General features: G+C 64.3%; 12 protein-coding genes. 3 read left to right on the top strand and 9 right to left on the bottom strand.

Annotation, left to right across the window (positions count from 1 at the left end; all coding sequences use genetic code 11):
• Genes ACQY4S_RS05850 through ACQY4S_RS05865 form a run of 4 tightly spaced genes read right to left on the bottom strand, consistent with a single transcriptional unit; the run spans window position 1 to window position 4,618 of the window.
• Window positions 1-1,065 carry an ABC transporter permease subunit gene (locus ACQY4S_RS05850; RefSeq protein WP_428484252.1) on the bottom strand — a complete coding sequence of 355 codons (1,065 nt, stop codon included), beginning with the start codon at window positions 1,063-1,065 and terminating at the stop codon, window positions 1-3.
• A 10-nt stretch (window positions 1,066-1,075) separates the two neighbouring features.
• Window positions 1,076-1,942 carry an ABC transporter permease subunit gene (locus ACQY4S_RS05855; protein WP_428484253.1) on the bottom strand — a complete coding sequence of 289 codons (867 nt, stop codon included), beginning with the start codon at window positions 1,940-1,942 and terminating at the stop codon, window positions 1,076-1,078.
• A 6-nt stretch (window positions 1,943-1,948) separates the two neighbouring features.
• Window positions 1,949-3,181 carry an urea ABC transporter substrate-binding protein gene (locus ACQY4S_RS05860; protein WP_428484254.1) on the bottom strand — a complete coding sequence of 411 codons (1,233 nt, stop codon included), beginning with the start codon at window positions 3,179-3,181 and terminating at the stop codon, window positions 1,949-1,951.
• A gap of 33 nt (window positions 3,182-3,214) precedes the next feature.
• The gene (locus ACQY4S_RS05865; RefSeq protein ID WP_428484255.1) at window positions 3,215-4,618 is read right to left on the bottom strand and encodes an amidase; all 1,404 of its coding nucleotides are present in this window, start codon (window positions 4,616-4,618) and stop codon (window positions 3,215-3,217) included.
• 327 nt (window positions 4,619-4,945) lie between these two features.
• Between ACQY4S_RS05865 and ACQY4S_RS05870 the strand changes: the two genes are divergently transcribed.
• A complete protein-coding gene (locus tag ACQY4S_RS05870; protein WP_428484256.1) occupies window positions 4,946-6,271 on the top strand; it encodes an NtaA/DmoA family FMN-dependent monooxygenase in 1,326 nt (441 codons plus the stop codon).
• A 423-nt stretch (window positions 6,272-6,694) separates the two neighbouring features.
• Complete coding sequence (locus tag ACQY4S_RS05875) at window positions 6,695-7,030, top strand: HNH endonuclease (RefSeq protein WP_428484639.1); 336 nt, start codon at window positions 6,695-6,697, stop codon at window positions 7,028-7,030.
• A 168-nt stretch (window positions 7,031-7,198) separates the two neighbouring features.
• On the opposite strand, the gene ACQY4S_RS05880 is transcribed toward ACQY4S_RS05875, so the two are convergent.
• A complete protein-coding gene (locus ACQY4S_RS05880) occupies window positions 7,199-7,570 on the bottom strand; it encodes a nuclear transport factor 2 family protein (protein ID WP_428484257.1) in 372 nt (123 codons plus the stop codon).
• Window positions 7,571-7,764: 194 nt separating this feature from the next.
• Here ACQY4S_RS05880 and ACQY4S_RS05885 point away from each other — a divergent pair, with 194 nt between their 5' ends.
• The gene (locus tag ACQY4S_RS05885) at window positions 7,765-9,072 is read left to right on the top strand and encodes an MFS transporter (protein WP_428484258.1); all 1,308 of its coding nucleotides are present in this window, start codon (window positions 7,765-7,767) and stop codon (window positions 9,070-9,072) included.
• 215 nt (window positions 9,073-9,287) lie between these two features.
• On the opposite strand, the gene ACQY4S_RS05890 is transcribed toward ACQY4S_RS05885, so the two are convergent.
• The 4 genes from ACQY4S_RS05890 to ACQY4S_RS05905 all read right to left on the bottom strand — a co-directional run bounded on the left by ACQY4S_RS05890 (window position 9,288) and on the right by ACQY4S_RS05905 (window position 14,806).
• Window positions 9,288-9,821: a hypothetical protein gene (locus tag ACQY4S_RS05890; protein WP_428484259.1), complete on the bottom strand. Its 534-nt coding sequence runs from the start codon at window positions 9,819-9,821 to the stop codon at window positions 9,288-9,290.
• A gap of 604 nt (window positions 9,822-10,425) precedes the next feature.
• Window positions 10,426-11,079 (bottom strand): SGNH/GDSL hydrolase family protein, encoded by a 654-nt coding sequence (locus ACQY4S_RS05895; RefSeq protein WP_428484260.1) that lies wholly within the window; start codon window positions 11,077-11,079, stop codon window positions 10,426-10,428.
• On the bottom strand, window positions 11,076-14,537 hold the full coding sequence (mfd, locus tag ACQY4S_RS05900) for a transcription-repair coupling factor (RefSeq protein WP_428484261.1): 3,462 nt from the start codon (window positions 14,535-14,537) through the stop codon (window positions 11,076-11,078). The genes ACQY4S_RS05895 and mfd overlap by 4 nt, the downstream gene beginning before the upstream one ends.
• A complete protein-coding gene (locus ACQY4S_RS05905; protein WP_428484262.1) occupies window positions 14,534-14,806 on the bottom strand; it encodes a succinate dehydrogenase assembly factor 2 in 273 nt (90 codons plus the stop codon). The genes mfd and ACQY4S_RS05905 overlap by 4 nt, the downstream gene beginning before the upstream one ends.
• Window positions 14,807-14,836: the final 30 nt, after the last annotated feature.

Below are 14,836 nucleotides of genomic sequence, written 5' to 3' on the forward strand. Positions count from 1 at the left end.
TCAGGTTTCCCGCACCGGGACCGGGCGCGTGGTTCGGCGGCGGCGCGTCGTCATGCGGGCCAGCAGATCGCCCAAGCCCACGACAAAGCCCTTCGGCACGAACAGCACAGTCGCGACCAGCAGCGCGCCCATCAGGATCAGTGCGGATTCCTGGCTGTAGACCGTGATCGTCTGGAAGCCGAACAGCAGCAGGAAGGTGCCGACCAATGTCGCCGTCAGGTCGGACCGGCCGGAGAACGCAACCCAGATGATCGGCATCGCCGCCGCCGGCAACCCGATGCTGGACGGCGTGATGAACTGCCCCCACGATGTGTACAACACGCCACTCAGTCCGGCCAGCGCACTGCCCAGCACGAACACCAGCAACTGGTAGCGGCGCACGTCGTAGCCCAGCAACTCCGCGCGCTGCGGGTCTTCGCGGATCGCCACCAGCACGTTGCCGAAGCGGGAGTTCGCCAGGATGCGCAGCAGCAGGTAGACGACCACCAGACCGACAACCAGCACGTAATAAAGCGGCGTCTGCTCCAGATCGACTGGACCGCCGAAGAACGGCACGGTCAGCGGCGACATGCCCTGCATGCCGTTGAAGCCGTTCAGCCGAGCCTCGCCGATGGCCCATTCGGGTCCGGCGGTCTGGCCGAGGAAAAATGCCAGTGCCAGGGTGACGGACAAGGTCACGATGCCGAAGAACACGCCGCTGATGCGGCCGTAGACCAGGAAGTAGCCGAGGACTGCGGCGGCGACCGCACTCAGCGCGACGGCGCCGACCAGCCCGGCCATGGTAGCCCACGGCGTGTTGCCCAGATCGGTCGCCAGCACGCCGTAGCCATAGCCTGCCAGCCCAAAGAAGAAGGTCTGGCCGAACGACAGCATGCCGCACAGCCCCCACATCAGGCACAGCCCCAGCGCCATGAAGATCCAGATGAAGAAGTAGCCGAAATTGCCGACATCGTAAGGATCGGCGAACACCGGGTAGATCAGCGCCGCCAACAACACCACCGCGGCACAGGTCCAGAAGACCCGGCCGCGTCCCATCGTCTGCGGGCCGTTGATCAGTTTCAGCATGAATGCAACCTCACCCGGTGCGTTTCGCGAGCCAGCCGGAAAAGCCGTCCGGCAGCACGCGGATGATCAGGATGACGGCGACCAGCAAGCCGATCTGGCCGATGATCTGGCCGTACCAGGCATTCAGCCCGGTCCGCACGACCGCCAGCGCCACCGCCGCGGGCGCGGTGCCCAGCAGCACGCTCGACCCGCCGACCACCACGGTGACGAAGGATTCCACGATGAAGCTGGACCCCATGGTCGGGATCAGCGACATGGTCGGCGCATACAGCGCGCCGCAAAAGCCAGCCAGGCCGGCGCCAATGCCAAAACTCAGCGCGTAGATGCGGCTGCGGCGCACCCCCAGCGCCTGCGCCATGCCGGCATTCTGCATGACTGCACGCGCATGCACGCCAAAAATTGTGCGCATGAACAGCAGGTAGACAAACGCCAGCACGGCGAGCGAGGCGGCGAACAGCACCATGCGGTAGCTTGAAAAGCTGTAGCCGCCGACCTCGAACCCACCGAGCGGCGTGCCGATGCCGGGAAACGTGGAGCCGACCAGCACCAGCGTGCCCTGGGTGACGATCAGACTGAGGCCCCAGGTCACCAGCAGCGAATCGAGCGGTCTTGTGTACAGCGGGCGGATGACCAGTACCTCGATCACCATGCCGATCAGCGCCGGGGCCAGCGTGCCGCAGACCTGCGCCGCCGGCAGCGGCAGTCCGGCATGGTAGGTGGCGGCGGTGACGTAGACGCCGCACATGATGAACTCGCCATGCGCCATGTTGATGACGCCCATCATGCCGAAGATGATGGCGAGCCCGGCCGCCGACAGCACCAGGAAGGCGAACACGTCGGCGAACTGATAGAAGGTTGAAAAGACGGTCCCCAGCATCTTGCTCTACCGCTTGGGCAGATGATCCGGGGTGTACTGCTCCTTCGGGTTGGCCTTGGTCAGGTCGCAGCCGATCGAGGACAGCCAGTACGGTTTGATAATGCCGAAATCCTTCAGCACATGAACGTCGTTCTTGGCGTCGACGCTGATCAGCCGCATGTGGTGGGAGCAATGCTGGCTGGCGGGATCGATGGTGATGAAACCTTCAGGTGCCTCGATCCCGGCGGTGCCGCTGGCCATGACCTTGCGGATGGAAGCCAGACTGGTGGATTTGCCGGTTTCCACCAGCATCTTGTACATCATGATGGCGACATAGGCGTTGTAGCCCATGTCGTTGATGTAGACTTCCTTGGGATATTTGGCGCGCCAGCGCTTCTTGAAAGCATCGGCGGGCGGCGTGTCGAGTTCCTCGAACCAGTTGGCGGCGGCGTACATGTTGGCCATCACGCCGGGCGGGAACAGCTTGTGCTCGAAGCCCAGCATGATCTTCACCGGGCTAGCCATCGGCAGGTGCACGCCGGCGGCGTTCTTCTGCTCGTAGAACGACGACTGCGCGGCGCCGACGTCCAGCATGTACAGCCAGTCAGGCTTGGCGCGCTGGATGTTCTGGATGGTCTGGGCGAACTGCGACACCCCCAGCGGAATGAACTCCTCGCCGACGAAGTCGACGCCTAGGGGTTGCATGATCGAATGCCCCCATTCCGACGACAGGTGGCCGAAGTTGTAGTCCGCGGCGACGGTGTAGACGCGCTTGCCGAACTTCTCGACCATGTAGGGAAGCAGGGTGGAAAGCTGCTGTTCCGGCACCGCGCCGACGCTCAGCATGTTGGCATCGCAGACGCCGCCTTCATACTGGTTGGTGTAGATGTAGAAGGCGTTGGCGCGGTCGGCGATAGGGCGCACCGCTTCGCGCGACGCCGAGGTGATGCCGCCGATCAGCACGTCCACCTTGTCGCGCTGCAGCAGGCGGCGGGCAAATTCCTGATAGCGCGCGTTGTCGCCCTGCGGGTCGAGGTGCGTCAGGTCGACTGGCCGACCCATGATGCCGCCCGAGGCGTTGACCTCGTCCACCGCCAACTGCGAGCCGTGCAGCTTCGGCAGGCCGATCGCCGCCAGATCGCCCGAAACGTCTTCCAGCAGGCCGATCTTGATCGGTGTATTGGCGGCTTGGGCGCCGCGTCCGGCCAACCCGGCAAGCGGCGCCGCGGCAGCGCCCAACAGCAGGGATCTTCTGTGCATGGCAGTGATTTTCCTTTTCGTCGCGTGTCGGGATCAGCCAAGCGCGGGATGTTGCCGATGAAACTCCGTCACCCCCTGGAACGCATATCCCGCTCGGCAGAGCAGGCCTTCCGACAGGTGTCCGCCGACCAACTGGAAGGCCACCGGCATGTTGTCCGAGGTGGCGCCGCCGGGCAGCGTGATGGTCGGGCTGCCGCTCATGTCGAACGGGCAGGTGTAGCTCAGCAGCGCGCGCATCAGCGCCGGGTCCTGGCCAGCCGTCGCCATCTTGGCGATGGTGGGCGAGGTGAAGCCCTGCGCCGGCGCCAGCAGCAGGTCGATCGATCCAAACAGCTTGGCCACCCGCCCACGGAAGTCGTTACGCCGCAGCACGATCTTCTGGTAGTCCATGCCGGACAGGCCGCGCCCGAGGTCGATTAGCCCGGCCAAAGACGAGCCATATTCGTTATGGCGGGATGGATAGGTTTCCTGATGGGCGACCGCGGTTTCCACGCCGCACAACGGGAACCAGTCCTGGATGATCTGGCCGGTGTCGGGAAATTTCACCTCGACGATGTCGGCGCCAAGCTCGCGCAGGGTCTTCAAGGCAGCGTCCAGCACCTGCTGCGCCGGCGTATCGGTCTCGGCGGCCATCCAGGTGGCATCGACGCCAATCCGCACGCCGCGCACGCCGCCGTCGAGCTGCGCCATGTAATCGGGCACCGGGTCCTGCAGCGCGGTCGGGTCGTCCGCGTCGGCGCCGGCGATCGCGGCCAGCATGGCGGCGGCATCGGCGGCACTGCGGGTCATCGGGCCGATGTGGTCCAAGGTCGCCGCCAGCTCGAACACGCCGTAGCGGCTGACACGGCCCCAGGTCGGCTTCAGGCCGGTCAACCCCTGCGCCGCCGACGGGAAGCGGATCGAGCCGCCGGTGTCGGAGCCGAGCGAGCCGTAGCACAACCCGGCCGCCGTCGCGACACCCGAGCCCGACGACGACGAGCCGACCCAGTGCTCGGCGCCCCATGGATTGACCGGCGGCGTGATCTTCGGGTGGTGGTCGACGTAGGCGCCTTCGGTCAGTTGCAGCTTGCCCAGGATGATGGCACCGGCGTCGCGCAGCCGGCGCACTACGGTGGCGTCGGCTGACGGCTTGTAGTCGCGGTAGATCGTCATGCCGGCGGCGGTCGGCACGCCTTGCATCCAGCACAGGTCCTTGACCGCGATCGGCGCGCCGTGCAGCGGGCCTTTGATCTCGCCGCGGGCGATCTCCGCCGCGGCCTGACGCGCCTCCGCGAGCGCTGTGTCCGACAGCACCAGCGCGTAGCTGTGCAGGCGGCCGTCCAGCGACGCAATGCGCGACAGCATCGCCTGCGTTGCCTCGACCGGGGAAACCTGCCCGGCGTGCATGCGCCGCGTCAGCTCGGTCAGTTCTAGGTAATGCAGGTCATCGGTCGGCATAGGCATCTCCAGAATTGGGACGTGTCGCTATCTGCGGCGACCAGGCGCAACTTTGCATGACAGACACTGCATGTTTGGTGCCAACAAGACAAGATCGTCTCGCCCGGTGATATCAAGCGCGCTTGTCCACGCTGTCCCTGTCACCAATGGCCGCCCACGGCTGGATATTGTTTCGTTTTAGCATGTAATGCCGATCGGCAGCGGATGGCCAGCACTGGCCCTGGGCGGTACGACACTTGCTTGCGCTTTGGCGCGGCATCCGCAGCCCGCGGATGAACGGTCGGAGCAAGCACCATGTCGTCGGGACCCCGTGCAGGCAAGCCACGGATGCATCTGGCACTCGACTTCTCCTGGACCCAGGTCGAAACCGACTGGCGCCAGCCGACGTCGTGGGTCAACCGCTCCTATCCCGATGTCGGCTTGTTCGAGGACCTGGCCCGCATCGCCGAACGCGGCCTGTTCGACCTGATCTTCTTCGGCGACGGCACCGGCATCCCCAACACCTGGGAAGGTTCCATCGACGCCGCCGTCCGCCGCGGCGTCGCCTTCCCGCGTCTGGACATGAGCCCCTGGATCACCGCGATGTCCCGCGTCACCAGCCATATCGGCTTCGGACTGACCTACGCGTCGACCTTCATGCACCCGTTCTACGTCGCGCGCCTGCTGAACTCGCTTGACCACATCACCAACGGCCGCATCGCCTTCAACGTGATCACCTCACAGCGGCGCGCCGACGCCGAGAATTACGGCTTCGACGAGCTGATGGAGCACGCCCAGCGCTACGACCGGATGGATGAGTTTATCGACGTCTGCAAGCAACTTTGGGCCAGCGTCGAGCCGGACGCATTCATCTGGGACAGCAAGACAGGACTTGTCGCCGATCCGGCCAAGGTGCGTGCGATCAACCATGCCGGACGCTTCTTCAAGGTGAAAGGGCCACTGTCCGTGCCGGCCTCACCGCAAGGCCGCCCGGTGCTGATCCAGGCCGGCGGGTCGCCGCGCGGCATCCAGAGCGCCGCCCGTTTCGTTGACCACGTGTTCGGCGCCGGCAAGGGCCTCAAGCTGATGGCGGAACAGCGCGCCCAGTTGGACGCCGCGCTGAAGGCCGAAGGCCGCGATCCGCAACAGGTCGGCATCCTTTGGGCCACCAAGGTGGTCGTCGCCGAAACCGAGGTCGAAGCGATCCGCGGCAAGCAACGCCTGATTGCCGACGTGCCGCCCGAAGCCGTCGGCGTCTGGCTCTCTCATAACACCGGCTTCGACATGTCGACGTTGCCGCCACGCTTTTCGTTGCGTGAACTGAACCAGCGGATTATCGCCGCCAACGCTTCCCCTATCGGCTTCGTCGGCATCCTGGCACGCCAGTATGGCGAGGCTACCGAGCTCTCCCGCGATGAATTCTTCGAGCATGGCCTGCACGCCGCCACCGGATATGCAACGACCCAGGCGGGCACCGCCACGCAGATCGCCGACTATTTCGAGGAAATATTTGAAGCCACTGGCTCCCGCGGCGGTTTCATGCTGGTCCACTCACAGGCGGGTCACCGCGCTTTGCTGCAGAACATCACCGGCCTGCTGGTGCCGGAACTGCAACGGCGAGGCAGGTTTCGCACGTCGTATGCAGGCCACACCTTGCGAGAGAATCTTGCATAACTATAACAATTTAGGTATATGCTGATCGACGCCCACCGCGGTTTCCACGTCATGGCGGTGCAGGCTCGCCATCCGCACGTGTGCATGTGCACATACTACGATTGGAGTTATTGCGGCACATCAGCCGTTCGCATTTAAAAGCCGATGACATGTGGGAATAGCTGATGACATTAGAGGTGTTTTCACTTTGCAATGCTGTATCTACAAAGTAACAGAAAATATTGTCGCGTGTATGTCTGGAACAGCCGTGAAGGAACGCATTCAAGGAAATTTCTTCTTCAGACCTGAACCAAAACAAGTTGGTCGCTCGGCGCGAACGGGATTGCGCCCTGATGAACAAGTGCGAGAGCCGGGCTAATGCCAGTCGATGATCATTCCGACATCAAAAGATGGCAGATCGAGGCCGCGTGGCGGATGCATGACATGCCCCGCGTTCGGCTCCAGTCCATTCGCCTTCGCCTCGCGGAAGCTCAGAACTGGCGGTGCTGCTATTGCGCCAGCCGCATGACCGATACGCGCAATAATCAGTTACGTGCCACCTTGGAGCATGTCCTCCCACGAGACTGGGGTGGGACTGACGACGAGGACAATTTCGCAATAGCCTGTTTAGGCTGCAACATCAGGCGCGACAATGTTATCTACCGCTGCCATATCCAGGCCCTCGCCATCGTGTGGAACTGGCCTGAGGCGCAGGTGATCGCATGGTTCCAGGAGAAGCACAATGCAAGGCGTCGATGCCGACCTGCTCCGTCGGCATGACGAACGCCCACCGCTCGAAGGGGTCGGGACGCTCCCCAGCCGGCATAGACCCTACCTTGCCCTGACCACCCCTGCTCGGCCTGCTGACCTTGATCGAACCACCACGACGTACAAGAGCGGCCGCGCCGACTTTGCGATGCAAGGGACCACCATGAGGCGCGTCTACAATCAGGCCAGACGCGTGCTCTGCCAGGTTACCATCTGCCAGGCGCCACCTTTGTTGGTATAGACATCCGTAAAGCGAACTCGGAACGAATTTGCCTTGCCAGCGGAATTGACACTGATCGCCGCCACACCTGTCAGTACCACGGCACTCCCCAAATCCTGCGCCACGACATCCGATGGCTCGACAGACGTATAGACAGTCGCCCCGGACGCCATGGCATCGATCAGGCTCTGCTTGGTATCAAGCCGAGCGGAAGAATGAGTGTAGATGAGATCGTCGGAAATAAGCTTGTTCAAGGTCGCGACATCCTTTTCCGCCATCGCGGTCATGCGCTGACGGTCGAGTTCGATCATAGCTTCTGCGTTGCCCGCCATTAGGACCTCCTCCGCTCGTTCTTGATAGGCAAGATGGATACTACCCGATTCCACCACATCCTGTCGAACCAGCCCGTCGCCTTATCAAACGACCGTGAGGCTTATCATGCCCGCCTATACGGGCTGACAAGGTCCGAGTCATCTTCCTCCACCGAGCGGACCGCGCACAAGAGCCTGCTCAGGAGGATGTCAAGATGGCCGGACCAACCGCTCCGCTCCGCATCAGGCGGACACAGCGCAATGCCCTGATCATGCTGGTTATCGCCGGGACGCTGAATTACCTGGACCGTTCCACCTTGTCGATCGCCAACCCGCTGATCCGGCAGGAGCTTGGACTGTCGATTGGCGACATGGGGCTGCTGCTGTCGGCGTTCCTTTGGGCCTATGCCTTCGCGCAGTTGCCGGGCGGCGCGCTGGTCGACCGGGTGGGTCCGCATCGCCTGCTGGCAGCCGGTCTTGGCCTGTGGTCGATCGCCCAGGCGGCGGCGGGCTTTGTCACGTCGTTCTGGCAGTTCTCCATCGCGCGCATATTTCTCGGGCTGGGTGAGGCGCCAATGTTCTCCTCGGCGGTCCGCGTGGTGCGGGACTGGTACAGCGTGCGGGACCGCGGCTTGCCGACCGGCATCTGGAACTCGACGTCGTCCCTTGGGCCTGCCATAGCGCCGCCGATCCTGACCGTGCTGATGCTTGCGTTTGGCTGGCGCTGGATGTTCGCCATCATGGGCCTGGTGGGCATCGCCGTCGCCACCACCTGGTTCCTGCTGTATCGCGATGCGAAAGAGGCCGGCTTCACCGAACCCGAAACGCAATACCTCACCGATGGCGAAGAAGCCCAACGCGGCGATCCTGTTACCCTCAATGAATGGTTGCACCTGTTCCGGTTTCGAACCACCTGGGGCTTGCTGCTGGGATTCTTCGGGGTGGTCTACATGGGATGGCTGTACCTGGCCTGGCTGCCCGGCTACCTGGAGATGCAGCGGCACATGTCGATCCCGAGGACCGGAATGGTGGCGGCCATCCCGTTCGCCTTCGGCGTCGTCGGCAGCATTGGCGGCGGATGGATTGCCGATCGCCTGATGAAGCAAGGGTTCTCCCCCATCAACAGCCGAAAGATCCCCGTCATCATCGGCCTGCTCGGCATGGCGGCCTTCACCGTCGTCGCGGCCGAGACATCCAGCAACATCGTGGCCGTGGGCGCCATCTCGGCGGCGCTGATGTTCGGCGCCTCGGCCAGCGGGATGTCCTGGGCGCTGGCGTCCGTCGCCGCCCCCGCCAACTGCACCGCGTCGCTCGGCGCCATCCAGAATTTCGGCGGCTACCTCGGCGGCGCGTTGGCACCGACCGTCACCGGGTTCATCGTCCAGGCGACTGGAAACTTCACGCCGGCGCTGCTGACCAGTGCGGCGATCGGGCTGGTCTCCACGTTCATGTATCTGCTGGTCATTCCCGGCGAACCGATCAGCGCGGCGGATCTTGGGGTGACAGCCGCCGCTAGGGTCTAGCCCGCTTCCGGCTAGTGCGCGTGGTTTTGTCGAGTCATCCGCAGTTAGGGTACCGCCAGCCGGCGGGGCGCGGCTAGCAGACAATGACCGATGTTGAAACTGGGACGCAGTTCGCTGCCTGGGTGCACAAGTTATCGGAACTGTCTTCCTGGCTTCTTGGCACGGCGTTGGGACGGGTTCTTGATCCAGGGTTCTTGATTGCCGCAGACGCCAAGCTAGGGATTTGGCTTACCGCAGCGTTCGAGCATTGCCCTAGAAATTCCGGGCGACGAAGGCCAGAGGCCGCTCGGTGCGCCGGGGTTGCGCTGATACTTGTCGAGCATATTCACGTCCGGCTGCACCGATTCTCCACCGTCCATGAAGATCACGCCCACGGCATCGCTCGGCAGCTTAGCGATAAAGCTTTCGGCATCCTCGATCATGCTGCGGATACGGCGATGCAAGCCGCGCACGTCTATCGGCTGCTCGATCGCCAAGACCTGAAATTCTTCCCCCGTGAACCGGCTGTGCCGTATGATCTCGGCCAGCATTTCCTCCGGCGTGGTGCCGATGAACTTACCGCACGCTGCCGCGACGACGGCCCCAAGCGGCAGGATATTTTCGTGAATGGTGACAAGATCGACAACATCGCTCGGCGGTCTGCCGCTGCTGATGCCTTGTTGGTCGCAAGATCGACGGGATGCAGGACATAGCCAAACAGGTCGTCCGGCTGGGTCGGAAAAAACCGGAAAGCGGAGTCCGTCACCCACTCAAGCTGCATCTGCTCGCCGTGTTTTCCGATGGTTGCCTCATGCTTCCCGGTGCGTTGATTTGGCGGCCATGTGATTGTGTAGCCGGCGGCAGTAAGCACGGCCTCGTCTGCCTTGACAGCGCTTTCTTGCCGAGCGGCAGAGTCATGAAAAATATCGATGTCGTCCGAAAAACGCGGGCCTTGCTGGTTAATGGCGACGCCGCCCGCAATATAGCTGTCGGGGCTACGCTGTGCCGCTAACAGCCGCAACACGTCCGATTGGAATTTACTGATAGGCACGGCAAATCTCTTCGATGCGCTCTGCAAGCCGCCGCCCGTCCATGCGGCCATGCGTGCGCAACGCTTTGGTGATCGCCAAGGCGTCTGCCGGGGTCGGCTCCCTAACCGGGCGCATATTCCATAGCGCCCGCGTGCCATACTCGGCGAAGGCGCGACGATAGAGTCCCGCGAGGTCTTCTAGCTGTGGTGGCTCTGTGCTCATAATACTCGAAAGTAGCACAGTTAACTGAAAATTTCACGTTTTCAGCGCACTCTCCACGCAGGGTCGCTACCGGCTGGCCGACCAGACTCACCAAAGGCCCTCTGGCACCTCTGCCAAACAACTAACGTTCAACCACCCGCTTCACCGCCGGCGTCAACATCCCAGCCAGCACCGCATACCCGCCGTCGCTCGGGTGGATACCATCGGGGCTGAACAGCCGCGGATCTTTCCGCCGATCGAGCTCCACCATCCGCGGATCGGAGCTGAAATTCACCACCGCATCCGCCCCGGCGCCGTTGGCGCGGAGCAGCCGGTTGTAGCTCCGGAGTTCAGCCTCCTGCCCCGGCGAGAAGTCTGGGCGCAACAGTTCCGTTGAAGTAACGATCTTCCACCCCTGCCGGTGCGCCGCGGCGACATAGGCGGTCAACGCGGCATAAGTCTGTGCGGCCGTCCGGCCTTGCAGAATATCGTTGTCTCCGGCGTGGAAGACGATCACGTTGCATCGGCTGTCCGGCATGAACAGCGGCGCGACCAGTTCGGGGTACAGCCGCAGGCCTGTGCTCACAGGTCGCCCACTGACCGCGACATTGTGCAGCCGGACGCGATCGCCAAGCGCGGCGCCGACGCGGGTATCCAGGCCCTGTCCCGGCGAGGCACCCAACCCGGCCGAAATGCTGTCACCGTCGAACAGCAGGTTCACCTCGCCCATCGCCGCCTGGGCTCGGCCGCCGGCAACGCCCATCAGCGGCAAAGCCAGAACCGTCCGGCGCCTCACGCCGCCTTGGCCTGCCGCGCGATCTGGTCCAGTGCCCCCAGCGTGTCACGCGCGAACTTCAGACGCGTCAGCACGTCCATGTCGCGGGAGATCGCCAGCTTGTGGTCCGGCCGCAGCCGCACCAGTCCGCCCTTGCTCGACAGCCACCGCACCAGGCCGGCCGGGTTGGAGAACGCGTTGCCGCGGAACGTCAGCACCATGCCTTTCGGCCCGGCCTCCAGCTTCTCCACACCCGCTTCCCGGCAGGCGCGCTTCAGCGCGACCACACCCAGCAGGTTGTCGACTTCCTCCGGCAACGGCCCGAAACGATCGACCAGTTCGGCCGCCATCGCATCGCTCTCCGGGTCGGACGCCAGGGCGCCGATCCGCCGGTACAGCCCCAGCCGCACCGGCAAATCGCGCACATAGGTCTCCGGGATCAGCACCGGCAAGCCGAGGGAGATGTTCGGCGTCCAGTCACGCTCCTGACCGACACGCTTGCCCTCTCCAACCCGGATGTCGGCCACTGCGTCTTCCAGCATCTGCTGATAAAGCTCGATGCCGACTTCCTTGATGTGGCCCGACTGCTCGTCGCCCAGCAGATTGCCGGCGCCGCGGATGTCCAGATCGTGGGAGGCTAACGTGAACCCCGCCCCCAGCGCATCCAGCGTCTGCATCACCGTCAGCCGTTTCTCCGCCGCGATGGACAGCCGGTGGTTCGGCGGCCAGGTCAGGTAGGCATAGCCCCGCTGCTTGCCGCGGCCGACCCGGCCGCGCAACTGATAAAGCTGCCCCAGCCCGAACATGTCGGCGCGGTAAATTACAAGTGTATTTACCGCCGGCATGTCCAGGCCGCTTTCAACGATATTGGTGGACAGCAGGATGTCGTATTTGCCGTCGCCGAACTCGGTCATCACCCGTTCCAGCTCGGTCGGCGCCAGCCGTCCGTGCGCCTGGATGGTGCGGGCTTCCGGCACGATCTCCTTCAACCGGTCCGACATCCGCTGCATGTCCTCGATCCGCGGCACGACGCAGAACACCTGGCCGCCGCGGAAGCGTTCGCGCTGCAACGCCTCCCGGATCACCACCTGATCGAACGGCATGATGAACGTGCGCACCGCCAGCCGATCCACCGGCGGGGTGGAGATGATCGACATCTCCCGCACCCCGGTCAGCGCGAGCTGCAAGGTGCGGGGGATAGGCGTCGCGGTCAGCGTCAGCACATGCACATCGGCCTTCAGCGCCTTCAGCCGCTCCTTGTGCGAGACACCAAAATGCTGTTCCTCGTCCACCACCAGCAGCCCGAGGTCGGAGAATTCGATCGACTTCGCCAGCAGCGCGTGGGTGCCAACGACGATATTGACGTCGCCGTTGGCAAGGCCGCGCCGGACCTCTGTCGCTTCCTTGGCGGTGACCATGCGCGAAAGTTGCGCCACCCGGATCGGCAGCCCGGCGAAGCGCGCCGAAAAGGTTCGAAAATGCTGCCGCGCCAGCAATGTGGTCGGCACCACGACCGCGACCTGCGCCCCGGACATCGCTGCGACGAAGGCGGCCCGCAGCGCCACCTCGGTCTTGCCGAAGCCGACATCGCCGCAGACCAGCCGGTCCATCGGCTTGCCGGACGCCAGGTCCTCCAGCACCTCACCGATCGCGCGGGCCTGGTCCTCGGTCTCGACGAAGGTGAACCGGGCACAGAATTCGTCCCAGGTGCCTTCCGCCGGCGTCATCAAGGCCGCGTCACGAATCTTGCGGGCGGCCGCGATGCGGATCAGTTCGCCCGCCATGTCGCGGATGCGCTGCTTCATCCGCGCCTTGCGGTTCTGCCAGGCAGCGCCCCCCATCTTGTCAAGCGCCGTGCCCTGGTGCTCGCTGCCGTAGCGCGACAGGACCTCGATGTTCTCGACCGGCAGGAACAGCTTCTCGTCGCCGTCGTAGATCAGTCGCAGGCAGTCGTGCGGCGCGCCGGTCACGTTCAACGTCGCCAGGCCGTCGTAGCGGCCGATGCCGTACTCCTGGTGCACGACAAGGTCGCCCTCGGCAATCTCGGTGGCCTCGGCGATGAACTGGTCCGCCCGCTTGCGCCGGCGGGGCGGACGGGAAATCCGTTCGCCCAGAAGGTCCTGTTCGCTGACCAGAGCCAGGCGGTCGGCGACGAAGCCGCGTTCCACACCAAGCACGACCAGCGAGACCGACCCCGCCGGCTTGCGCCGCACGGACGCCCAACTGTCCTCCGGCACGACATCCTTGAAGCCTTGCTCGCGCAGCAGGTTGGTCAACCGTTCGCGCGAGCCCTTTGTCCAGCCAGCAACGACGATACGGCGGCCCTCCGACCGCCACCGCTCCGCCTGGCCGAGGAACTGCTGGAACACGGTGATGCCCGGCCCACCGCCAGCCAAACCACCGCCAGACTGGGCGAACACCGGCCCAGGCCGTCCGCCGCCGTCCACCCCGCCCGCTCCGTCCGGCTTGCCAAACGGCGTGAAGGCCAGCAGCGGACCAAACGACAGCATCTCGTCCCAGCCGTCGCGGTCCAGGTAAAGCATCGCCGGCGGGATCGGCCGGTACGGCACCTCGCCGTCGCGTGGCACGGCTTTACGCGCCTGCGCGTGGTCCGCGATCATCTCCAGCCGCCCCTCCAGCACCTCATCGGACTGGTGGTCCAGGCTGACCGCGGCATCGGGCAGATAGTCGAGCAGGTTTTCCATCGTCGGATGGAACAGCGGCACCCAGTGCTCCATCCCCGGATGGCGGCGGCCATCGGAAATGGACAGATAAATTGGATCGCCCGCCGCCTCCTGCCCGAACAGGTCGCGCCAGCCGGAGCGGAACCGCGCGATCGACTCCCGGCCGAGCGGCACTTCGGAAACCGGGCGCAGCGACAGGCTGGCGCGTTTGCCGGCACTACGCTGGGACGACGGATCAAAGACCCGGATCGACTCGATCGTGTCGCCGAACAGATCCAGCCGCACTGGGTCCGCCTCGCCCGCCGGAAAGATATCAATGATGCCGCCGCGCATGGCGTACTCGCCAGGCTCCATCACCGTGCCGGCTCGGCCATAGCCGTTGGCTTCCAGGAACTCGGCCAGCTTCTCCGGCTTCACCTGGCCGTTGGTGGTCAGCTCCATGCTGGCGCCTTGGAAGGCGGCACGCGGCGGCACGCGCTGCACCAGGGCATTGACCGTCGTCAGCACGATGCGCGGCCCTTTCGGCGGGTCAAGCAGGCGCGCGAGGGTCGCGATCCGCTCCGATACCAGCGCCGCATTCGGGGACACACGGTCATAGGGAAGGCAATCCCAGGCCGGAAAGCGCAGGATCTCGGCTTCCGGCATGATGAAGGCCAGGGCCTCGGCCAGCCGCGCCATGCGGGTGTCGTCACGCGCCACATGCAGAATGGAGCCGGCATGTTCGCGCCGGCGCTGCGCCAGCAGGAAGGCATCCCACCCCTCCGGCGCGCCCCAGACTTTGATCGGGTCGGTCATCTTATCAAGGCGTTCCGGATGCGGCGCAGCATGGGTGTTTCGTCCTCCGGCGGGATGGGTACGCGACCGGTGAGCCAGTCGGCCAATGGCGCATCTGGTATTTCCAGCACGGCGTCCAAGGCGTCCATGTCGAGATCGGTGAATGTGCTCAGGTTCGCGCGTACAAATCCGCCGATCATCAGGTCGTTCTCGAACGTCCCTCGATGGGTGGCACGAAACAAAAGGCGCCGGCGTCTGACATCCGGCGCGACATGGTCTGGTTCAGTCATCAGCGTGCTGTCATATAGCGGCGCTATCTG

The sequence above is a fragment of the Rhodopila sp. genome (assembly GCF_965276935.1).
GTDB lineage: Bacteria > Pseudomonadota > Alphaproteobacteria > Acetobacterales > Acetobacteraceae > Rhodopila.

What these genes read in the sequence shown, in the direction of transcription:
- ACQY4S_RS05875 (WP_428484639.1), top strand. Translation starts at nt 6,695, where the DNA reads ATGCCCCGCGTTCGGCTCCAGTCCATTCGCCTTCGCCTCGCGGAAGCT.
- ACQY4S_RS05880 (WP_428484257.1), bottom strand. Translation starts at nt 7,570, where the DNA reads ATGGCGGGCAACGCAGAAGCTATGATCGAACTCGACCGTCAGCGCATG.
- ACQY4S_RS05885 (WP_428484258.1), top strand. Translation starts at nt 7,765, where the DNA reads ATGGCCGGACCAACCGCTCCGCTCCGCATCAGGCGGACACAGCGCAAT.
- ACQY4S_RS05860 (WP_428484254.1), bottom strand. Translation starts at nt 3,181, where the DNA reads ATGCACAGAAGATCCCTGCTGTTGGGCGCTGCCGCGGCGCCGCTTGCC.
- ACQY4S_RS05905 (WP_428484262.1), bottom strand. Translation starts at nt 14,806, where the DNA reads ATGACTGAACCAGACCATGTCGCGCCGGATGTCAGACGCCGGCGCCTT.
- ACQY4S_RS05855 (WP_428484253.1), bottom strand. Translation starts at nt 1,942, where the DNA reads ATGCTGGGGACCGTCTTTTCAACCTTCTATCAGTTCGCCGACGTGTTC.
- ACQY4S_RS05870 (WP_428484256.1), top strand. Translation starts at nt 4,946, where the DNA reads ATGCATCTGGCACTCGACTTCTCCTGGACCCAGGTCGAAACCGACTGG.
- mfd (WP_428484261.1), bottom strand. Translation starts at nt 14,537, where the DNA reads ATGACCGACCCGATCAAAGTCTGGGGCGCGCCGGAGGGGTGGGATGCC.
- ACQY4S_RS05865 (WP_428484255.1), bottom strand. Translation starts at nt 4,618, where the DNA reads ATGCCGACCGATGACCTGCATTACCTAGAACTGACCGAGCTGACGCGG.
- ACQY4S_RS05850 (WP_428484252.1), bottom strand. Translation starts at nt 1,065, where the DNA reads ATGCTGAAACTGATCAACGGCCCGCAGACGATGGGACGCGGCCGGGTC.